The organism is Pseudomonas sp. p21 (assembly GCF_001642705.1).
Taxonomy (GTDB): Bacteria; Pseudomonadota; Gammaproteobacteria; order Pseudomonadales; family Pseudomonadaceae; genus Aquipseudomonas.
In genome coordinates this window covers 160,264-181,288 of sequence record NZ_LWBV01000003.1, presented here as the reverse complement: position 1 = coordinate 181,288, position 21,025 = coordinate 160,264, and the positions used below count along the sequence as shown (strand labels likewise).

The window sequence follows — 21,025 nt, the reverse complement described above, 5'->3', positions numbered from 1 at the left end:
GCTCGAGTCTCGTGGTGCGCAGGATAGGCGCATCGCCCTGGCAGCACCATGAGCGGAAAGTCGAGAGGCTGCGAGCGGTGATGGTGGATGCATCAGTCGAGCGTCAAGTGCTGAGCTGCGGTAACAACCCAGGCTTCGTGGCCAGGCTTTGTGTCCATTCATGGCCAAGGGCGGTCCGCATTTTTCCTAGGGATCGCCCCGATGACCCTTCGGTCGCGGCGCAGTATACCAAACCATTCGGGCTAATCAGCAAGGCCAAGTGATATCGGCCCATTTATAAGACCAAAGACTAAGCGGCAATGTGGCGGGTTGTCGCAGGCCTGGGGGCGGGTGAGCTGCTTTTGCAGGAGCTGGCTTGCCGGCGATAGGGCCGGTGAAGTCAATGCAAAACTCCCATGCTTGCGCGTCGGCAGATGTGGTTTAGGCTCAGTGGATCGCATGATGTCCAATCACACCCGACAGCGGAGTAGTGCAAGCATGGGATACCAGAAAATCAAGGTTCCGACTGACGGCACCAAGATCACCGTCAATGCCGACCATTCGCTCAACGTTCCAGACAACCCGATCATTCCTTATATCGAAGGCGACGGGATTGGCGTCGATGTCTCGCCGGTAATGATCAAGGTGGTCGACGCCGCCGTGCAGAAGGCCTACGGCGGCAAGCGCAAGATCGCCTGGATGGAGGTGTACGCCGGCGAAAAAGCCACCCAGGTGTACGACCAGGACACCTGGCTACCCCAGGAAACCCTCGATGCCGTGCGTGATTACGTGGTGTCGATCAAGGGGCCGCTGACCACCCCGGTGGGCGGTGGCATCCGTTCGCTCAACGTGGCCTTGCGCCAGCAACTCGACCTGTACGTGTGCCTGCGCCCGGTACTGTGGTTCCAGGGCGTGCCGAGCCCGGTGAAAAAGCCTGGCGATGTGGACATGGTGATTTTCCGCGAGAACTCCGAGGACATCTATGCCGGCATCGAGTGGAAGGCCGGCTCGCCCGAGGCGAACAAAGTGATCAAGTTCCTCAAGGAGGAAATGGGCGTCACCAAGATCCGCTTCGACCAGGACTGCGGCATTGGCGTCAAGCCGGTGTCCCGCGAGGGCACCAAGCGCCTGGTACGCAAGGCCCTGCAATACGTGGTGGACAACGACCGCGAGTCGCTGACCCTGGTGCACAAGGGTAACATCATGAAATTTACCGAGGGTGCCTTCAAGGATTGGGGCTATGAAGTGGCGCGTGACGAGTTCGGTGCCGAGCTGCTCGACGGTGGCCCGTGGATGAAGTTCAAGAACCCCAAGAGCGGCCGCGAGGTCATCGTCAAGGACGCTATCGCCGACGCCATGCTGCAGCAGATCCTGCTACGTCCGGCCGAGTACGACGTGATCGCCACCCTCAACCTCAACGGTGACTACCTGTCCGATGCCCTGGCGGCGGAAGTGGGCGGCATCGGCATCGCGCCGGGTGCCAACCTGTCCGACACCGTGGCCATGTTCGAGGCCACCCACGGCACCGCACCCAAATATGCCGGGCAGGACAAGGTCAACCCGGGCTCGGTGATCCTGTCGGCGGAGATGATGCTGCGGCACATGGGCTGGACCGAAGCGGCCGACCTGATCATCAAGGGCACCAACGGCGCGATTGCCGCCAAGACCGTGACCTATGACTTCGAGCGCCTGATGGATGGCGCCAGGCTGGTGAGCAGTTCAGGCTTTGGCGATGAAATGATCAAGCACATGTAAGGCAATGGAAAACCGGCCGCTTCCAGTAAAGAAGCGGCCGGTTTTTTCGTATACCGGCAGACGGCGCGGCAAGTCAGGCGTCGGCAGTGCTGCCGGTTTGCTGTGCGCTGGCGGCAGTGGCGGCAGTGGCGCTGCTGATATTCACCGCGTGCAGGCCTTTGGGGCCCTGGACGATTTCGAAGCTCACGGCCTGGCCGGCCTTGAGCGTCTTGTACCCGTCCATCTGGATGGCTGAATAATGAGCGAACAAGTCTTCGTCCTTGCCCTCTTCATTGATGAATCCATAGCCCTTGGCATTGTTGAACCACTTGACTTTACCGCTTGCCATCCCTATGTCCCTCTGCAAAGGACTCCATCACTGGAGTATCATCCACTTCATCCGCATACGAACCATGCGAAAAATCTGGTTGACTGCGCGGATCTTTATCGACCACGGTGGGTTCTTATTGGTTGTAACACCGTTTTGCCGATAGTCAAGGTCGCCCGGCGCCTGCGCCCGTGGCTGCCTTCGCAGTCAACCCACAACCTTAACCTGTCGCTCATGATGAAATTCTTTCCATGCATGCACCTAGTGAGATTCGACTAACATTCAATCAGGATCGCCCGCAATCGAATGAGGACGACGGCTCAGGTCTTGCAGTTCAGGAAGCCAAGCCGATCCTGCAGGCACCACCGATGTACAAGGTGGTTTTGTTCAACGATGACTACACGCCGATGGATTTCGTCGTCGAAGTGCTCGAGACGTTCTTCAATCTGAACCGCGAGCTGGCGACCAAGATCATGCTGACCGTCCATACCGAAGGGCGGGCAGTGTGCGGATTGTTTACCCGTGACATCGCCGAAACAAAGGCTATGCAGGTCAACCAATACGCCAGGGAAAGCCAGCATCCGCTACTCTGTGAAATCGAGAAGGACGGTTAATCGCCGACCACTTGGGTATGAGGTGAAGCTATGTTAAACCGCGAGCTCGAAGTCACCCTCAATCTTGCCTTCAAGGAGGCCCGTTCGAAGCGTCATGAGTTCATGACCGTCGAACATCTGCTGCTGGCACTCCTTGACAATGAGGCTGCCGCGACCGTTCTGCGCGCCTGTGGCGCCAATCTCGACAAACTCAAGCACGACCTGCAAGAGTTCATCGATTCCACCACACCCCTGATCCCGGTCAACGACGAAGATCGCGAAACCCAGCCGACCCTGGGTTTCCAGCGTGTACTGCAGCGTGCCGTGTTCCACGTGCAAAGCTCCGGCAAGCGTGAAGTCACCGGCGCCAATGTGCTGGTGGCGATCTTCAGCGAACAGGAAAGCCAGGCCGTGTTCCTGCTCAAGCAGCAGAGCGTGGCCCGCATCGACGTGGTCAACTACATCGCCCATGGCATCTCCAAGGTGCCGGGCCATGGTTCGCATTCCGAAAGCGACCAGGAAATGCAGGACGAAGAGGGCGGCGATACCGCCTCTTCGAGCAACCCGCTGGATGCCTATGCCAGCAACCTGAACGAGCTGGCCCGTGCCGGCCGTATCGACCCGCTGGTAGGCCGCGAGCAGGAAGTGGAGCGCGTGGCGCAAATCCTTGCCCGTCGGCGCAAGAACAACCCATTGCTGGTGGGCGAGGCTGGCGTGGGCAAGACCGCCATCGCCGAAGGCCTGGCCAAACGCATCGTCGATGGCCAGGTGCCCGACCTGCTGGCGCAGAGCGTGGTGTATTCCCTTGACCTTGGCGCCCTGCTGGCCGGTACCAAATACCGTGGTGACTTCGAGAAGCGCTTCAAGGCGCTGCTGGGCGAGCTGCGCAAGCGCCCGCAGGCAATCCTGTTCATCGACGAAATCCACACCATCATCGGTGCCGGTGCGGCGTCGGGCGGGGTGATGGATGCGTCCAACCTGCTCAAGCCACTGCTGTCGTCCGGTGAAATCCGTTGCATCGGCTCGACCACCTTCCAGGAGTTCCGCGGCATCTTCGAGAAGGACCGTGCCCTGGCACGGCGCTTCCAGAAGGTCGATGTCAGCGAGCCGTCGGTCGAAGATACCGTGGGCATCCTGCGTGGCCTGAAAGGGCGCTTCGAAAGCCACCACAACATCGAGTACAGCGACGAAGCCTTGCGCGCCGCCGCTGAATTGGCCTCGCGCTACATCAACGACCGGCACATGCCGGACAAGGCCATTGACGTGATTGACGAAGCCGGTGCCTACCAGCGCCTGCAGCCGGAGGCCAACCGCGTCAAGCGCATCGACGTGCCGCAGGTCGAAGACATCGTCGCCAAAATCGCGCGGATTCCGCCGAAGCACGTCACCAGCTCCGACAAGGAACTGCTGCGTAACCTCGAGCGTGACCTGAAGCTGACCGTATTTGGTCAGGACCAGGCGATCGATTCGCTGGCCACTGCCATCAAGCTGTCCCGTGCCGGCCTCAAGTCGCCAGACAAACCGGTCGGTTCGTTCCTGTTTGCCGGCCCGACCGGCGTCGGCAAGACCGAAGCGGCACGGCAGCTGGCCAAGGCGCTGGGTGTGGAGCTGGTGCGCTTCGACATGTCCGAGTACATGGAGCGCCACACCGTGTCGCGCCTGATCGGTGCGCCTCCTGGTTATGTTGGTTTCGACCAGGGTGGTTTGCTGACCGAGGCGATTACCAAGCAACCGCATTGCGTACTGCTGCTCGACGAAATCGAGAAGGCTCACCCGGAAGTCTTCAACCTGCTGCTGCAGGTGATGGACCACGGCACCCTGACCGACAACAACGGGCGCAAGGCCGACTTCCGTAACGTGATCCTGATCATGACCACCAACGCTGGCGCAGAAACCGCCGCGCGGGCCTCGATCGGCTTCACCCATCAGGACCATGCGTCCGATGCGATGGAAGTCATCCGCAAGAGCTTCACGCCGGAGTTCCGCAACCGCCTGGATACCATCATCCAGTTCGGCCGCCTGAGCCACGAGACGATCAAGAGCATCGTCGACAAGTTCCTTATCGAACTGCAGGCGCAGCTGGAAGACAAACGTGTGCTGCTGGAAGTCAGCGATGATGCACGCGGCTGGCTGGCGGCCTCGGGCTACGACGTGCAGATGGGTGCACGGCCGATGGCGCGGCTGATCCAGGACAAGATCAAGCGGCCACTGGCCGAGGAGATCTTGTTTGGCGAGCTGGCCGAGCATGGTGGCGTGGTGCACGTCGACCTGCGCGATGGCGAGCTGGTGTTCGACTTCGAGACCACGGCTGAGGTTGCGTGACAGCGGGGGCCGCGTTGCGGCCCATTCGCAGCACAAGGCTGCTCCTACAGGGAATGCGCGTTGCCCTTGTAGGAGCAGCCTTGTGCTGCGAATGTGCTGCAAAGCAGCCCCCTGCAATCTGACAGGCACAAAAAAGCCCGGCACATGGCCGGGCTTTTTCATGGCTTGAGCTTAGCGCGCACGGTAGGTGATGCGGCCCTTGCTCAGGTCGTAGGGCGTCAGCTCGACGCGGACCTTGTCGCCAGTGAGAATACGGATGTAGTTCTTGCGCATCTTTCCGGAGATGTGCGCGGTTACGACGTGCCCGTTTTCCAACTCCACGCGGAACATGGTGTTGGGCAGGGTGTCGACGACAGTACCTTCCATTTCGAAGCTGTCTTCTTTCGACATGCAGTAGAGCCCTCGGATCCAGTGTTGGCCCGACGCATAACCGCACCGGGCAAAAAAGTGGCGTGGATTATGCCCGAAAACTGTGTGTCAAGCCAATGCCTTTCAGTTGAGGGTGACCCAGCGCTGATTTATCAACAGTTCGATGGGCCGATACTGCGTCTTGTAGTTCATTTTCTTGCAGTTCTTGATCCAGTAACCCAGGTAAACCGCCTCCAGGTTCTGGCGCAGGGCTTCGGTGATCTGCCAGAGGATGGCGAAGCGGCCCAGGCTGCGGCGTTCTTCGTCCGGCTCGTAGAAGGTGTACACAGCCGACAGGCCGTTGGGCAGCAGGTCGCACACCGCTACCGCCATCAAGCGGCCTTCCAGGCGGAACTCGTAGAACCAGCAGAACGGCAGGTCGCGCACCAGGAAGGTGGAAAACTGGTCGCGGCTGGGCGGGTACATGTCACCGTCGGCGTGGCGCGTTTCGATATAGCGCCGGTACAGCTCGAAGTATTCTTCCTTGAACGCCGGGCGTGCCGCGGTCACGGTCAGGTCGGCGTTGCGCTTGAGGATGCGCCGCTGCTGGCGGTTGGGGATGAAGCGCGCCGCCGGGATGCGCGCCGGCACGCAGGCATTGCAGTTCTGGCAGTGCGGGCGGTACAGGTGGTCGCCACTGCGGCGAAAGCCCATTTCCGACAAGTCGGCGTACACGTGCACGTCCATCGGCTGGCTGGGGTCGAGGAACAGCGTGGTTGCCTGTTCGTCGGGCAGGTAGCTGCAGGAGTGGGGCTGAGTGGCATAGAACTTCAACCGCGCCAACTCTGTCATGATCAACCCCCCCTCGGTGAGACTTTGCTTTAAGTGTAAGCCAGCTATGGGAACTCGCCTAGGGAACCCATGTGGCGCTGTTGGGCTGGTCGAGGTGGCGAGCCAGGTAGCCGGCGAACTCGGCGCGGCTGATGGCGTGGGCACCCAGGCTGTGCAGGTGGTTGGTCGGCATCTGGCAGTCGATGAGGACGAAACCGGCCTGGCGCAGGTGGTTGACCAGGGTCACGAAGCCGACCTTGGAGGCGTTGTCGGCGCGGCTGAACATCGATTCGCCGAAGAACAGTTGGCCCATGGCCAGGCCGTACAGGCCGCCGACCAGCTCGTCGTCCTGGCGTACCTCCACCGAATGGGCGATGCCGCGCCGGTGCAGCTCGCAATAGGCAGCGCGCATGGTGTCGGTGATCCAGGTGCCGTCGGCGTAGTCGCGTGGCGCGGCGCAGGCGGCGATGACGGCGGCGAAGTCGGTGTCGAAGCTGACCTGGTAACGGCCCTGGCGCATCAGCTTGGCCAACGAGCGAGACACGTGCAGTTGGTCCGGGAGCAGAACCGTGCGCGGGTCGGGTGACCACCAGAGGATCGGCTGGCCGTCCTGATACCACGGGAAGCAGCCGTGGCGATAGGCCTGAACCAGGCGCTCGGGGCTCAGGTCGCCGCCGGCGGCGAGCAGGCCGTTGGGGTCGTGCAGGGCCTTTTCCAGGGGCGGGAAGGCAAGCGAGTCGCGGGTCAGCCAGGTGAGCATGGTCTATCGTGCGGTGGGGGAGGGGAGAGGGCAGCATGGCGCGGGTGAAAAGCAGGGTCAATCTCTTTGGCTGCTTCGCGGGCATGCCCGCTCCCACAGGTTCCCCGCAGGCTTCAGGGTGTGCACATGACCTGTGGGCGCGGGTGCGCCGGCGAAGAGGCCAGCACAGGCGATGAAAATAGGCAATTTCCTACACATTCATGAAACCGCAGGCACCATCCGCTACATTTGCTGTCACACCTGTGCAAAAACACAGCATAAGCCTTTGTCACAGAAGACAATGCGTGCTCAAATTGCAGTCATACGAAAGTCGCCCCCACTCAAGCGCCTTACGGCGCGCCGTCATGGCAGTGGGCGGGCAGTAATGTTAAAAGTAGTGGTTCATTGGCCGCACCGTCGGCCGATCACTATTGGACGCGCAGCACGCGCAGGAATAGACGCGTTTTGAAGAAATCCACCGCAACTCCAGCTCCCTTGCCCGTCCCCCTGTGGCGGCAGCAGCTGCATTATCGCCTCAAGGAAGGTGCGTTGATCGCTGTCGGCGCCCTGTGCCTGTACCTGTGGATGGCGCTGCTGACCTACGACACGTCGGACCCGGGCTTCAGCCACACCAGCAACGTCGACCAGGTGCAGAACGCTGCCGGGCGTGCCGGTGCCTACTTCGCCGACATTCTGTTCATGGTGCTGGGTTACTTCGCCTACATCTTCCCGCTGCTGCTGGCGATAAAGACCTGGCAGATCTTCCGCGAACGCCACCAGCCCTGGGACTGGAGCGGCTGGCTGTTCTCCTGGCGGCTGATCGGCCTGGTGTTCCTGGTGCTGTCTGGTGCTGCGCTGGCGCATATCCATTTCCACCCGCCGGCGAGCATGCCGTTCTCCGCCGGGGGCGCACTGGGCGAAAGCCTGGGTGACCTGGCGCGCAACCTGCTGAACGTGCAGGGCAGCACGCTGATGTTCATTGCCTTGTTCCTGTTCGGCCTGACCGTATTCACCGACCTGTCGTGGTTCAAGGTGATGGACCTGACCGGCAAGATCACCCTCGACCTGTTCGAGCTGGTGCAGGGTGCCGCCAACCGTTGGTGGGAAGCACGCAACGAGCGCAAGCGCCTGGAGGCGCAGCTGCGCGAGGATGAACCGGTGGTGGTCAAGGCCGCGCCGATGGCTGCCGACAAGCGTGAACCGGCCAAACCGGCGCTGCGCGAGCGCATCTTCAAGCGCGAAGAGGCACCGGTCCAGCCAGCCGAGCCACGTGAGCCCACCCTGTCACGCGAGCCTGTGGTACCACGCGAGTCGCTGGCACCACGTGAGCCGATAATCTCCCGCGAACAACCTGCCGCGGCCCCGATGATCGTGCCGCCTGCACCCGCCAAGGCGCCGGAGCCAAGCAAGCGGGTAATGAAGGAGAAGCAGGCGCCGCTGTTCGTCGACAGTGCGGTGGAAGGCACCTTGCCGTCGATCTCCATCCTCGACCCGGCCGAACAGAAAAAAATCGAGTACTCGCCAGAGTCCCTGGCCGGTGTCGGCCAACTGCTGGAAATCAAGCTCAAGGAATTTGGCGTTGAAGTGGCGGTGGACTCGATCCACCCGGGCCCGGTGATTACCCGTTACGAAATCCAGCCGGCCGCCGGCGTGAAGGTCAGCCGCATCGCCAACCTGGCCAAGGACCTGGCGCGTTCGCTGGCAGTGACCAGTGTGCGTGTGGTCGAGGTCATCCCCGGCAAAACCACCGTGGGTATCGAGATCCCCAACGAAAACCGGCAGATGGTGCGCTTCTCCGAAGTGCTGGCCACGCCGCAGTACGACGAGCAGAAGTCGCCGGTCACCCTGGCCCTGGGCCACGACATCGGCGGCAAGCCGGTGATCACCGACCTGGCCAAGATGCCGCACCTGCTGGTGGCCGGTACCACCGGTTCCGGTAAGTCGGTGGGTGTGAACGCGATGATCCTGTCGATCCTGTTCAAGTCCAGCCCGGAAGACGCGCGGCTGATCATGATCGACCCGAAAATGCTCGAACTGTCGATCTACGAAGGCATCCCGCACTTGCTGTGCCCGGTGGTCACCGACATGAAGGACGCCGCCAACGCCCTGCGCTGGAGCGTGGCCGAAATGGAGCGGCGCTACAAGCTGATGGCGGCCATGGGCGTGCGTAACCTGGCCGGCTTCAACCGCAAGATCAAGGACGCCCAGGAAGCCGGCGAGATCATCCATGACCCGCTGTACCGCCGCGAGAGCATGGACGACGAGCCGCCTGCGCTGAAAACCCTGCCGACCATCGTGGTGGTGGTCGACGAATTTGCCGACATGATGATGATCGTCGGCAAGAAGGTCGAAGAGCTGATCGCCCGTATCGCCCAGAAGGCACGGGCGGCCGGTATCCACCTGATCCTCGCCACCCAGCGCCCGTCGGTGGACGTGATTACCGGCCTGATCAAGGCCAACATCCCGACCCGCATGGCGTTCCAGGTGTCGAGCAAGATCGACTCGCGGACCATCATCGACCAGGGTGGTGCCGAGCAGCTGCTGGGCCACGGTGACATGCTGTACATGCCGCCGGGCACCAGCCTGCCGATTCGTGTGCACGGCGCGTTCGTCTCCGACGACGAGGTACACCGCGTGGTGGAAGCGTGGAAGCTGCGCGGCGCCCCGGACTACAACGACGACATCCTCAACGGCGTCGAAGAGGCCGGCAGCGGCTTCGAAGGCGGCGGCGGCGGTGGCGATGGCGAAGATTCGGAAAGCGACGCCCTGTATGATGAGGCCGTGCAGTTCGTGCTGGAAAGCCGCCGCGCGTCCATTTCGGCCGTGCAGCGCAAACTGAAGATCGGCTACAACCGCGCCGCCCGCATGATCGAAGCCATGGAAATGGCCGGCGTGGTCACCCCCATGAACAGCAACGGCTCGCGGGAAGTGATTGCCCCGGGTGGCCCGCGCGACTGATGAACACCTTGCCGGGCGCCAACGGTGGCGTCCGGCCTTTTCAATGCTCGATGAGGATTCCCATGCGCGCGATTCGCATGCTGTTGGTTTCTGCCCTGGCCGCGGCTTCTGTGTCGGCCACCGTATCGGCTTATGCCGGTGAGCAAGACGTACAACGCCTGACCCAATTGCTGGAAAAGTCGCAGACCATCGAGGCGAACTTCTCCCAGCTGACCCTGGACGCCGGCGGCACCAGCCTGCAGGAAACTTCCGGCAAGATGACCGTCAAGCGCCCGGGCCTGTTCTACTGGCACACCGATGCGCCGCAGGAGCAGGTGGTGGTGTCCGACGGCAAGAACGTCACCCTGTGGGATCCGGACCTGGAGCAGGCCACCATCAAGAAGCTCGACGTGCGCCTGAACCAGACCCCGGCGCTGCTGCTGTCCGGTGACGTGTCGAAGATCAGCCAGAGCTTCGACATCAGCTCGAAGGAGCAGGGCGAAGTGATGGACTTCACCCTCAAGCCGAAAACCAAGGACACCCTGTTCGATTCGCTGCGCGTGTCGTTCCGCAAGGGCCTGATCAACGACATGCAACTGATCGACAGCGTCGGCCAGCGCACCAACATCCTGTTCAATGGCGTGAAGGCCAACCAGGCGGTGCCGGACAGCAAGTTCAAGTTCGACATCCCCAAAGGCGCGGACGTCATCAAGGAGTAACCAGAGCTCGCCATGGACCTGTTTCGAAGCGAACCCGTCGCCCAGCCCCTGGCCGCCCGTCTGCGCCCGTCCAACCTGGACGAGTACGTTGGCCAGGAGCACCTGCTGGCGCGCGGCAAACCGCTGCGCGAGGCGCTGGAGCAGGGTGCGCTGCACTCGATGATCTTCTGGGGGCCGCCGGGGGTGGGCAAGACCACCCTTGCGCGGTTGCTGGCGCAGTTCTGCGATGCGCACTTCGAAACGGTGTCGGCGGTGCTGGCCGGGGTGAAGGAAATTCGCCAGGCGGTCGAGGTGGCCAAGCAGCAGGCTGGCCAGTACGGCCGGCGTACCATCCTGTTCGTCGACGAAGTGCACCGCTTCAACAAGTCGCAGCAGGATGCCTTCCTGCCCTATGTGGAAGACGGCACCCTGCTGTTCATTGGCGCCACCACCGAAAACCCGTCGTTCGAGCTGAACAATGCACTGCTGTCGCGGGCGCGAGTGTATGTGCTCAAGAGCCTGGACGAGGCGGCGTTGCGCAAGCTGGTCAACCGCGCGCTGACTGAAGAGCGCGGCCTGGGCAAGCGCAACCTGCGGGTCGGCGATGACGCTTTCAAGATGCTGATGGCTGCCGCCGATGGCGATGGCCGGCGCATGCTCAACTTCCTCGAGAACGCCTCGGACCTGGCTGAAGACGGCAGCGAGATCGACGTCGAGATGCTGCAGAGCCTGCTCGGTGACAGCCGCCGCCGCTTCGACAAGGGCGGCGAGGCGTTCTACGACCAGATTTCCGCGCTGCACAAGTCGGTGCGCGGCTCCAACCCCGATGGCGCCCTGTACTGGTTCGCGCGCATGCTCGACGGCGGCTGCGACCCGCTGTACATCGCCCGCCGCGTGGTGCGCATGGCCAGCGAAGACATCGGCAATGCCGACCCGCGCGCGCTCAGCCTGTGCCTGGCGGCCTGGGATGTGCAAGAGCGTCTGGGCAGCCCCGAGGGTGAGCTGGCGGTGGCCCAGGCCATCACCTACCTCGCTTGTGCACCGAAGAGCAACGCGGTGTACATGGGCTTCAAGACCGCCCTGCGCGAGGCCGCCGAGCATGGCTCGCTGGAGGTGCCGCTGCACCTGCGCAACGCCCCGACCAAGCTGATGAAGCAGCTGGGCTATGGCGACGAATACCGCTATGCCCACGACGAGCCCGACGCCTATGCCGCTGGTGAAGATTACTTCCCCGAGGAGCTCGAGCCGCGCCAGTACTACCAGCCGGTGCCCCGTGGCCTGGAACTGAAGATTGGCGAGAAGCTGCGCCACCTGGCCGACCTTGACCGCAACAGCCCCCGCCAGCGGAGAAAACCGTGATTGCACTGATTGCCGCCGTCAGTGCGGGCGGTATTGCCGGTACTTTGTTGCGCTTTGCTACCACCAACTGGGTGGCTGCCCACTGGCCACGGCACTTCTATCTCGGTACGCTGGTGGTCAACCTGGTTGGCTGCCTGCTGATCGGCCTGCTCTATGGCCTGTTCCTGCACAAGCCGATCGTGCCGGTCGAGCTGCGCGCCGGGCTGATCGTCGGCTTCCTCGGCGGCCTGACGACTTTTTCCTCCTTTTCGCTGGATACCGTACGCCTGCTGGAAAGCGGGCAAGTGCCCCTGGCTTTGGGTTATACCGGTATCAGCGTGGTGGGCGGGCTGCTCGCGACCTGGGCCGGCCTGTCCCTGACCCGATTCTGAACCAACACCTACACATAACGAGAGAACGATATGCTCGATTCCAAACTGTTACGCGGCCAACTTCAGGAAGTGGCGGATCGCCTGGCCTCCCGTGGCTTCAGCCTGGATGTCGCGCGCATCGAATCACTGGAAGAGCGCCGCAAGGCGGTGCAGACCCGCACCGAGCAGCTGCAGGCCGAGCGTAACGCCCGTTCCAAGTCCATCGGCCAGGCCAAGGCCAAGGGCGAAGACATTGCGCCGCTGATGGCCGACGTCGAGCGCATGGCCAATGAACTGGCTGCCGGCAAGACCGAACTGGACGGCATCCAGGCCGAACTGGACGGCATCCTGCTGACCATCCCCAACCTGCCGGACGCCAGCGTACCGGTCGGTGCCAGTGAAGACGACAACGTCGAAGTGCGCCGTTGGGGCACACCGAAGGCCTTCGACTTCGAAATCAAGGACCACGTCGCCCTCGGCGAAGTCAGCGGTGGCCTGGACTTCGAAGCCGCCGCCAAGCTGTCTGGTGCGCGCTTTGCCGTACTGCGTGGCCCGATCGCCCGCCTGCACCGCGCCCTGGCGCAGTTCATGATCAACCTGCACACCGGCGAGCACGGCTACGAGGAGCACTACACCCCGTACCTGGTGCAGGCTCCGGCCCTGCAGGGTACCGGCCAGCTGCCGAAGTTCGAGGAAGACCTGTTCAAGATCAGCCGCGAAGGCGAGGCCGACTTCTACCTGATCCCGACCGCCGAAGTGTCGCTGACCAACCTGGTGGCCGGTGAAATCCTCGACGCCAAGCAGCTGCCACTGAAGCTGGTCGCCCACACCCCGTGCTTCCGCAGTGAAGCCGGTGCTTCGGGCCGAGACACCCGCGGCATGATCCGCCAGCACCAGTTCGACAAGGTCGAGATGGTGCAGGTCGTCGAGCCGTCCAAGTCGATGGAAGCGCTGGAAGGCCTGACCGCCAACGCCGAGCGCGTGCTGCAGCTGCTGGAGCTGCCGTACCGCGTGCTGGCCCTGTGCACCGGCGACATGGGCTTTGGCGCGGTGAAGACCTACGACCTGGAAGTATGGGTACCCAGCCAGGACAAGTACCGCGAAATCAGCTCGTGCTCCAACTGCGGCGACTTCCAGGCGCGCCGCATGCAGGCCCGCTGGCGTAACCCGGAAACCGGCAAGCCAGAGCTGGTGCACACCCTCAACGGCTCCGGCCTGGCCGTAGGCCGTACCCTGGTAGCCGTGCTGGAAAACTACCAGCAGGCCGACGGTTCGATCCGTGTGCCGGAAGTGCTCAAACCATACATGGGCGGCGTCGAGGTCATCCGCTAAATGGATTACCTGCCGCTGTTCCACAAGCTGCAGGGCGGCCGCGTGCTGGTCGTTGGCGGCGGTGAGATCGCCTTGCGCAAGGCGCGCCTGCTGGCCGATGCCGGCGCCGCGCTGCGGGTGGTGGCACCGGATGTCGACGGCCAATTGGCAACGCTTGCCCGGGAAGGTGGCGGCGAGGTGCTGGTGCGTGGTTATCAGGCGGCCGACCTGGTCGGTTGCCGGCTGGTGATCGCGGCCACCGACGACCCTGGGCTCAATGCCCAGGTGTCGGCGGATGCGCAGGCGCTGAGCCTGCCGGTCAATGTGGTGGATGCGCCGGCCCTGTGCACGGTGATCTTCCCGGCGATCGTCGACCGTTCACCGTTGGTGGTGGCGGTGTCCAGTGGCGGCGATGCCCCGGTGCTGGCGCGCTTGATTCGCGCCAAGCTGGAGGCCTGGATCCCGTCCGCTTACGGCGAACTGGCCGGCCTGGCCGCGCGCTTCCGCGACAAGGTCAAGGCCTTGTACCCGGACGTCAACCAGCGCCGCGGCTTCTGGGAAACCGTGTTCCAGGGGCCGATTGCCGAGCGCCAGCTGGCCGGGCAGGGCGCCGAGGCCGAGCGCCTGTTGCAGGCGATGGTCGACGGTGCACCGGTGCAGCAGGGGGGTGAGGTGTACCTGGTGGGTGCGGGCCCGGGCGATCCGGACTTGCTGACCTTCCGCGCCTTGCGCCTGATGCAGCAGGCCGATGTGGTGCTGTACGACCGTTTGGTGGCACCGGCGATCATCGAGATGTGCCGGCGCGATGCCGAGCGTATCTACGTGGGCAAGCGCCGTGCCGACCATGCCGTGCCGCAGGACCAGATCAACCGCCTGCTGGTCGATCTGGCCCGGCAGGGCAAGCGTGTGCTGCGCCTGAAGGGCGGCGACCCGTTCATCTTCGGCCGGGGTGGCGAAGAGATCGAAGAGCTGGCCGAGCATGGCATCCCGTTCCAGGTGGTACCGGGCATTACCGCGGCCAGTGGGTGCTCCGCCTATGGTGGCATTCCGCTGACTCACCGCGACTATGCCCAGTCGGTGCGTTTCGTGACCGGGCACCTGAAGGATGGCACCAGCAACCTGCCTTGGAATGATCTGGTGGCGCCAGCGCAGACCCTGGTGTTCTACATGGGCTTGGTGGGTTTGCCGACCATCTGTGCCGAGCTGATTCGCCACGGCCGTGCGGCCAGTACCCCGGCGGCGCTGGTGCAGCAGGGGACTACGCGTAATCAGCGGGTGTTCACCGGCACCCTGGCGGATTTGCCGGACCTGGTGGCCCAGCATGAAGTGCATGCGCCGACCCTGGTGATTGTTGGGGAAGTGGTGCAGTTGCGTGACAAGCTGGCGTGGTTCGAAGGCTCGCAGAACAGCTGAAATCATTAGGGCCGCTTTGCGACCCATTCGCAGCACAAGGCTGCTCCTACAGGAGATCGCTGTTTCCTGTAGGAGCAGCCTTGTGCTGCGAATGGGCTGCAAAGCAGCCCCGACAATCTCAAGCCTGCCAGATTCCCTTGCCTGCCAACCGCTCCCGATCATGCGCCAGGTTGAAGTCCTGCAGCGGCCCCTTGGGCACGATCCCGTTCGGGTTGATGGTCTTGTGGCTCATGTAGTAGTGCTTCTGGATATGCTCCATGTCCACCGTACCCGCCACCCCCGGCCACTGGTACAGCTCGCGCAGCCAGTTCGACAGGTTGTGATAATCGCTCAGGCGGCGCAGGTTGCACTTGAAGTGCCCATGGTACACCGCATCGAAGCGCACCAAGGTGGTGAACAGGCGCACATCGGCCTCGGTCAGGTATTCCCCGGCCAGGTAGCGATTGCGGCTGAGCAAGTCTTCCAGGTAGTCCAGTTCGTTGAACACTTCATCAAAGGCAGCCTCGTAGGCTTCCTGCGTAGTGGCAAAGCCTGCGCGATACACACCGTTGTTCACCGCCGGGTAGATGCGCTCGTTCAGCGCATCGATGGTCGGGCGCAGCGGCTCTGGGTACAGGTCCAGCGTATTGCCGGTCAGTTCATTGAACGCGCTGTTGAAGATGCGGATGATCTCCGACGACTCGTTGTTGACGATGCGTTTCTCTTTCTTGTCCCACAGCACGGGTACAGTCACGCGGCCGGTGTAGTGCGGGTCATCCTGGGTATAGCGCTGGTGCAGGTACTGCAGTGCATCGAGGTGGTCGCCGCTGGAGCCTTGCTGCTGGTCGAAAGTCCAGCCATGGTCCTGCATCAGCCAGCTGACCACAGATACGTCGATCAGGGGCTCCAGGCCCTTGAGGGCACGGAAGATCAGGGTGCGGTGCGCCCATGGGCAAGCCAGCGAGACGTACAGATGGTAACGGCCGGCTTCGGGAGCGGGCAGCTGATTGCGGCGTTGGGCATTTTCGCGCTTGAACGTGCCGTCCTTGCCGTTTTCATACCACTGGTCATGCCAGCGGCCGTCGATCAAAAGGCCCATGGTGAGCTCCTCGGAACAAAGTTGTTTGTCGTTGGAGCCCAGTCTAGGGGAAATCGTTCGAATAACTAGCGCAAAGAATGCCCCCTTAGTATCTAGTTATTCGATTGGTTCCGTGCGCTCCAGTAACCACGCGCCGTGGCGAAAGCCTGCTCACGGTCCTGGCCCAGCCCGCGCAGGGCCAACGCCATGGTCGCGACCACGGCCATTTCACCGTAGCTGTCCTCGGCCTCGCCGCGCCAGGCCGCCAGCAATTGCTCGGGCTGCAGGCTTGGCGGCTTCACGTGGCGGCGTTCGCTCAGTGCTGGCCATTCCTCGTCCCAGGCTTCGCCGGCAGTGGTGCCGTACAGGTGGCTGATGACATCGGGGTTGACCTCGATCTCGCCGCCATCACCCTTGATCACCACGGCATGGTCGCCCAGCAGGCGGCTGGCCTCACGGTGCACCGCCTGGTAACCGGGGTGGAAGATGCTCTGCAGGCCACAGCGCGCAGCCAGCGGGTTGAGCACCCGGGCCAGCGAATGGATGGGCGACCGCAGGCCCAGGGTGTTGCGCAGGTCGATCATGCGCTGCAACTGCGGCGCCCAGTCCTGCAGCGGGAAGAAGGCCAGGCGCTGCTGGTCCAGGGCCTGGCTGACGGCAGCCCAGTCACGGCACAGCGGGATGTCCAGCAAGGACAGCAACTGCTCGGTGTACAGGCGCCCGGCGGTGTGTGCACCGCCACCGTGCATCAGGATGCGCACGCCATTGTTGGCCAGGCATTTGGCAGCCAGCAGGTACCAGGGCAGGTGGCGCTTCTTGCCGGCGTAAGTGGGCCAGTCCAGGTCCACGGCGATGCGCGGTGCCTGCAGATGCGCGCGCAGGGCTTCGGTGAAGCCGGCCAGTTCTTCGGCGCTTTCTTCCTTGTGCCGCAGCAGCATGAGGAAGGCACCGAGTTGGGTGTCTTCGACCTTGTCTTCCAGCAGCAGGGTCATGGCCACGCGGGCTTCTTCACGGGTCAGGCCGCGCGCGCCGCGCTTGCCTTTGCCGAGAATGCGCACAAATTCGGCGAACGGATGTTCGGCGGGGGTTTCCAGGGTAAGCGGGCGAGGTGCTGTCATATGCAGTTGGTCGGCTTGGGCAGGCCCGCCAGCTTGGCGGCCAGTTTGGCGGGAGTGCCGTTGAACAGGCGGTTAAGGTGCGGGCTGTTGCCCTTGTCCGGGCCCAGCTTGAGGGCCGTGTACTTGATCAGCGGGCGCGTGGCCGGGGACAGCTGGTATTCCTGGTAGAACTGGCGCAGCAGTTCAAGGATTTCCCAGTGGTCCGCCGTCAGCGGGATGCCCTCGCGTGCGGCCAAGGCCTCGGCGGCGGCATGGGACCAGTCTTGCAGGTCGACCAGGAAGCCGTCCTTGTCCAGGGCGATCGCCTGATCGCCAACGTTGAGGGTATTCATAGCCAGCTGTTGACCTTGTCGTAATGCAGCGACAGTTCGACGAACCCGGCGTAGTCCAAGGCCTTGGCCAGTTCGTTGCCGACCGCGCGGGCCTGCACGTCTTCTTCCAGGGCGAACAGGCGCTGAGCCAGGCCGGCGGCTTGCAACTGGCGGTGCGGCTCGCTGCCGCTGCGCAGGGCATACACCGCATCGCCGCACAGCAGCAGGGCGTCGTCGGTACCGAGCAGGCGCAGGCAGCTGGCCAGGCGCTCGTCGCCAAACGGGGAATGGGCAATTACATGCAGGGTCGTCATCAGAGCGTTACCACCTGGTCGAAACGGGCGATCAGTGCGGCCAGGGCCGCGTCGTCCAGCACTTGCACCGGCAGCGCCAGGGTGTCGGCTGCCAGGCCGCGCCGTGCGAGGCTGTGGCTGCAAGCGAACAGGTCTTCGACGCCGAACATTGGCAGCGCTTGCAGGTTGGCGGCCAGGTTCTTCTGTTGCACGGCGGTGGGCTGCTGGTCCGCAGCGAGCTGGAATACGCCGTCATCGAGGAACAGCATGCCCAGCGGCAAATCGAACGCGCCGCCAGCCAGGGCGATGTCCAGCGCCTCACGGGCCGATGGGCCGTTCCAGGGTGCCTGGCGGCTGATGATTAACAAGGATTTGGCCATTTCAGTCGCCTCCAAAGCAGACAAGGCGATCGGCAACCTGCGCTGCCTCATGCAACTGGCCAAGCCCCGACAGCTCCCAAGGCTTGGGCAGGTTCACGGCCGGGCGCTGGTAGCGATTGGCCTCGGCCTCGTCGAGCACGCCACGGCGCAGGGCGGCGGCGATGCATACCACTGCGTCCAGCTGGTTGGTCTCGATGAAGGCGCGCCATTGTCCGGCCACATCCAGCTCATCCTGGGGGGCGACCACGTTGGCCGAGGCACTGTGTACCCCGTCCTGATAGAAGAACAGTCGGGCAATCTCATGCCCGCCAGCCAGCACCGCCTCGGCGTAGCGCAAGGCGCGCCGCGAGGAGGGCGCATGGGCCGGGGAGAACACCGCGATAGCGAATTTCATGGATAACTCATGCAAAAGGAATGGTGCCATGATAAAGCAAAAAAGCCCGCGCCCGCTTGTGCATGGCGGGGCGGGCTTTCTGTCTTGCACCAATCTTCAGGTCTACGCGGCCTCGTGTAGGTGCGGCCTTGTGTCGCGACGGGCTGCAAAGCAGCCCCATGGCCCTGACAGAAGGACTCCAGGCTCAAGCCTGTTCCTTGCCCTCCGGCAAGAACCAGTTCAACACCAGGGCACAGATACCCCCGGTAGCCACGCCCGACTCCAGCACATTGCGAATCGCCGCCGGCATGTGCGCCAGGAACTCCGGCACCTGCGCCACACCCAGGCCCAAGGCCAGGGACACAGCGATAATCAGTAGGGCGCGACGGTCCAGCCGCGTGCTGGCCAGGATATTGATCCCTGACGCCGCAACTGCACCGAACATGACCATGGCCGCACCACCCAGCACGGGTTCCGGCACTGCCTGGATCACCCCGGCAACGCTCGGGAACAGGCCCAGCAGCACCAGCATCAAGGCTATCCACAGGCCGATATGGCGGCTGGCGATCCCGGTCAACTGAATCACCCCGTTGTTCTGGGCAAAGATCGAGCTCGGGAAGGTGTTGAACAAACCGGCCAACAGCGAGTTGGCCCCGTTGACCAGCACACCGCCCTTGATCCGCTGCATCCACACCGGTCCTTCGACCGGCTGGCGCGACACCTTGCTGGTGGCGGTAACGTCACCAATGGCTTCCAGCGAAGTCACCAGGTAGATCACCAGCATCGGAATGAACAGCGCCCAGGAGAAGCCCAGACCAAAGTGCAGCGGCGTCGGCACCTGGAACAGCGCGGCTTCGTGCATGCCGGTAAAGTCCAGGCGGCCCAGGTAGCCGGCCAGCGCATAGCCGACTGCCAGGGCGATAACGATGGCGCAGCTGCGCATCCACACCACCGGGATGCGGTTGAGGATGACGATGATCGCCAGCACCACGCCCGACAGCAGCAGGTTCTCGCCATTGGCGAAGGTGCCATTGGCCATGGCGCCGAAGCCACCACCCATGCTGATCAGGCCGACCTTGATCAGGGTCAGGCCGATCATCAGCACCACGATGCCGGTTACCAGCGGGGTAATCAGGCGTTTGACGAAGGGCAGGATGCGCGACACGCCCATTTCGACGAACGAGCCGGCGATTACCACACCAAAGATGGCTGCCATCACGCCCTCTACCGGCGTACCTTGCTTGACCATCAGCGCCCCGCCGGCAATCAGCGGGCCGACGAAGTTGAAGCTGGTGCCCTGGACGATCAGCAGCCCGGCGCCGAACGGCCCGAAGCGTTTGCACTGGACGAAGGTGGCGATCCCCGAGATGACCAGCGACATGGAAACGATCAGGTTGGTATCACGTGCGGAAACACCTAGCGCCTGGCAAATCAGCAGTCCAGGGGTGACGATCGGCACGATGATCGCCAGCAGGTGCTGCAGGGCAGCCAGCAGGCCGATCAACAGCCTTGGCTTGTCCTCCAGACCCAGCACCAGTTCATTGGCAGGCGCCGCCGCGCCTGGGCTGTGTTCATGTGAGCTCATTGCAGAAAGCTGCCCCGGAAGAAAAAAGGAGCGCATTCTACGGGGTGATGGCGGATTGGGGTAGAGCAAAGCACGATGGCGGCATGATCGACGACCATTCGCCTTGTTATCTGACCTTATGGTCAGTTATTGAGTGCTGCCTGCCAAGAAACCCACCTGTGGGAGCGGGCATGCCCGCTCCCACAAAAAAGCCCGCCGAAGCGGGCTTTCTCACGCAGCAATCAATCAGTCATCACGACCCATGATGCCAAACAGTTGCAGCAGGCTGACAAACAGGTTGTAGATCGACACATACAGGCTGATGGTCGCCATGATGTAGTTACGCTCGCCACCATGAATGATCGCGCTGGTCTGGAACAGGATGCAGACCGACGAGAACAGTACGAAGCCAGCGCTGATCGCCAGTTGCAGGCCGCTAATCTGGAAGAAGAAGCTGGCCACGACAGCACCCAGCAGGACAAAGAAGCCCGCAGTGATGAAGCCGCTGAGGAAGCTCATGTCCTTGCGGGTGATCAGCACATAGGCCGACAGACCACCGAACACCAGCGCAGTCATGGCAAACGCCGAGCTGACCACCTCGGCGCCACCGGCCATGCCCAGGTAACGGTTGAGGATAGGGCCGAGGATGAAGCCCATGAAGCCGGTTAGGGCGAAGGTAGAGACCAGGCCCCAGGCCGAGTCACGCAGTTTGTTGGTAAGGAAGAACAGCCCGTAGAAGCCGATCAGCACCACGAACACGTTCGGGTAGCCGACGCGCATCTGCTGGGCCACGAAGGCCATGACACCGCTGAAGGCAAGGGTAAGTGCCAGCAGGCTGTACGTGTTGCGCAGGACCTTGCTGATCTCCTGCTGCTCGACCTGCTGGCCGTGGTGTACGGCGTAATCCTGTTCGCGCATGGCGACACTCCTTGGTAAACCTGTGGTTTTAAAACGTTCAGATGCTAGGAGTCTATCAGAGCTCCCACA

At 62.9% G+C, this 21,025-nt stretch carries 21 protein-coding genes; 9 read left to right on the top strand and 12 right to left on the bottom strand.

The window, feature by feature from the left end; translation table 11 throughout:
- Positions 1–477 precede the first annotated feature (477 nt).
- Positions 478–1,734 carry an NADP-dependent isocitrate dehydrogenase gene (icd, locus tag A4C63_RS10365; RefSeq protein WP_063912586.1) on the top strand — a complete coding sequence of 419 codons (1,257 nt, stop codon included), beginning with the start codon at positions 478–480 and terminating at the stop codon, positions 1,732–1,734.
- A 73-nt stretch (positions 1,735–1,807) separates the two neighbouring features.
- On the opposite strand, the gene cspD is transcribed toward icd, so the two are convergent.
- Positions 1,808–2,062, bottom strand: coding sequence for a cold shock domain-containing protein CspD (cspD, locus tag A4C63_RS10360; protein ID WP_063912585.1), 255 nt, complete (start codon positions 2,060–2,062; stop codon positions 1,808–1,810).
- 230 nt (positions 2,063–2,292) lie between these two features.
- On the opposite strand from cspD, the gene clpS reads away from it, so the two are divergent.
- Positions 2,293–2,655, top strand: a complete 363-nt coding sequence (clpS, locus tag A4C63_RS10355) for an ATP-dependent Clp protease adapter ClpS (RefSeq protein ID WP_013973290.1) — start codon at positions 2,293–2,295, stop codon at positions 2,653–2,655.
- A 30-nt stretch (positions 2,656–2,685) separates the two neighbouring features.
- Positions 2,686–4,956, top strand: coding sequence for an ATP-dependent Clp protease ATP-binding subunit ClpA (gene clpA / locus A4C63_RS10350; RefSeq protein ID WP_013973289.1), 2,271 nt, complete (start codon positions 2,686–2,688; stop codon positions 4,954–4,956).
- A 171-nt stretch (positions 4,957–5,127) separates the two neighbouring features.
- Here clpA and infA read toward each other — a convergent pair whose 3' ends face one another.
- From infA to aat, 3 genes are all read right to left on the bottom strand, one after another.
- Complete coding sequence (gene infA, locus A4C63_RS10345) at positions 5,128–5,346, bottom strand: translation initiation factor IF-1 (RefSeq protein WP_002553999.1); 219 nt, start codon at positions 5,344–5,346, stop codon at positions 5,128–5,130.
- Between the two features lie 102 nt (positions 5,347–5,448).
- Positions 5,449–6,156, bottom strand: coding sequence for an arginyltransferase (locus tag A4C63_RS10340; protein WP_063913066.1), 708 nt, complete (start codon positions 6,154–6,156; stop codon positions 5,449–5,451).
- A gap of 58 nt (positions 6,157–6,214) precedes the next feature.
- A complete protein-coding gene (gene aat / locus A4C63_RS10335; RefSeq protein WP_063912584.1) occupies positions 6,215–6,895 on the bottom strand; it encodes a leucyl/phenylalanyl-tRNA--protein transferase in 681 nt (226 codons plus the stop codon).
- A gap of 384 nt (positions 6,896–7,279) precedes the next feature.
- Between aat and A4C63_RS10330 the strand changes: the two genes are divergently transcribed.
- From A4C63_RS10330 to cysG, 6 genes are all read left to right on the top strand, one after another.
- A complete protein-coding gene (locus tag A4C63_RS10330) occupies positions 7,280–9,832 on the top strand; it encodes a DNA translocase FtsK (RefSeq protein ID WP_370464222.1) in 2,553 nt (850 codons plus the stop codon).
- Positions 9,833–9,894: 62 nt separating this feature from the next.
- Positions 9,895–10,530 carry an outer membrane lipoprotein chaperone LolA gene (lolA, locus tag A4C63_RS10325; protein ID WP_063912582.1) on the top strand — a complete coding sequence of 212 codons (636 nt, stop codon included), beginning with the start codon at positions 9,895–9,897 and terminating at the stop codon, positions 10,528–10,530.
- A gap of 12 nt (positions 10,531–10,542) precedes the next feature.
- Positions 10,543–11,868: a replication-associated recombination protein A gene (locus A4C63_RS10320; protein WP_013973284.1), complete on the top strand. Its 1,326-nt coding sequence runs from the start codon at positions 10,543–10,545 to the stop codon at positions 11,866–11,868.
- On the top strand, positions 11,865–12,239 hold the full coding sequence (crcB, locus tag A4C63_RS10315) for a fluoride efflux transporter CrcB (RefSeq protein ID WP_063912581.1): 375 nt from the start codon (positions 11,865–11,867) through the stop codon (positions 12,237–12,239). Before A4C63_RS10320 ends, crcB begins: the two co-directional genes overlap by 4 nt.
- A 30-nt stretch (positions 12,240–12,269) precedes the next feature.
- Positions 12,270–13,550 (top strand): serine--tRNA ligase, encoded by a 1,281-nt coding sequence (gene serS, locus A4C63_RS10310; RefSeq protein WP_025339770.1) that lies wholly within the window; start codon positions 12,270–12,272, stop codon positions 13,548–13,550.
- Positions 13,551–14,942 carry a siroheme synthase CysG gene (cysG, locus tag A4C63_RS10305; protein ID WP_063912580.1) on the top strand — a complete coding sequence of 464 codons (1,392 nt, stop codon included), beginning with the start codon at positions 13,551–13,553 and terminating at the stop codon, positions 14,940–14,942.
- A gap of 118 nt (positions 14,943–15,060) precedes the next feature.
- Here cysG and A4C63_RS10300 read toward each other — a convergent pair whose 3' ends face one another.
- From A4C63_RS10300 to A4C63_RS10265, 8 genes are all read right to left on the bottom strand, one after another.
- Positions 15,061–16,020 carry a glutathione S-transferase family protein gene (locus A4C63_RS10300; RefSeq protein ID WP_063912579.1) on the bottom strand — a complete coding sequence of 320 codons (960 nt, stop codon included), beginning with the start codon at positions 16,018–16,020 and terminating at the stop codon, positions 15,061–15,063.
- A 92-nt stretch (positions 16,021–16,112) separates the two neighbouring features.
- A complete protein-coding gene (locus tag A4C63_RS10295; protein WP_063912578.1) occupies positions 16,113–17,117 on the bottom strand; it encodes a glycosyl transferase family protein in 1,005 nt (334 codons plus the stop codon).
- Positions 17,114–17,449, bottom strand: coding sequence for a TusE/DsrC/DsvC family sulfur relay protein (locus tag A4C63_RS10290; RefSeq protein WP_025339766.1), 336 nt, complete (start codon positions 17,447–17,449; stop codon positions 17,114–17,116). The genes A4C63_RS10295 and A4C63_RS10290 overlap by 4 nt, the downstream gene beginning before the upstream one ends.
- Positions 17,446–17,742: a sulfurtransferase complex subunit TusB gene (gene tusB / locus A4C63_RS10285; RefSeq protein ID WP_063912577.1), complete on the bottom strand. Its 297-nt coding sequence runs from the start codon at positions 17,740–17,742 to the stop codon at positions 17,446–17,448. The genes A4C63_RS10290 and tusB overlap by 4 nt, the downstream gene beginning before the upstream one ends.
- The gene (gene tusC, locus A4C63_RS10280; RefSeq protein ID WP_063912576.1) at positions 17,742–18,101 is read right to left on the bottom strand and encodes a sulfurtransferase complex subunit TusC; all 360 of its coding nucleotides are present in this window, start codon (positions 18,099–18,101) and stop codon (positions 17,742–17,744) included. Before tusC ends, tusB begins: the two co-directional genes overlap by 1 nt.
- Position 18,102: 1 nt before the next feature.
- Positions 18,103–18,495 carry a sulfurtransferase complex subunit TusD gene (gene tusD / locus A4C63_RS10275; protein WP_063912575.1) on the bottom strand — a complete coding sequence of 131 codons (393 nt, stop codon included), beginning with the start codon at positions 18,493–18,495 and terminating at the stop codon, positions 18,103–18,105.
- Positions 18,496–18,679: 184 nt separating this feature from the next.
- Positions 18,680–20,059: a nucleobase:cation symporter-2 family protein gene (locus A4C63_RS10270; RefSeq protein ID WP_063912574.1), complete on the bottom strand. Its 1,380-nt coding sequence runs from the start codon at positions 20,057–20,059 to the stop codon at positions 18,680–18,682.
- 225 nt (positions 20,060–20,284) lie between these two features.
- Positions 20,285–20,956 (bottom strand): Bax inhibitor-1/YccA family protein, encoded by a 672-nt coding sequence (locus A4C63_RS10265; RefSeq protein WP_003251184.1) that lies wholly within the window; start codon positions 20,954–20,956, stop codon positions 20,285–20,287.
- Between the last annotated feature and the right edge of the window lie 69 nt (positions 20,957–21,025).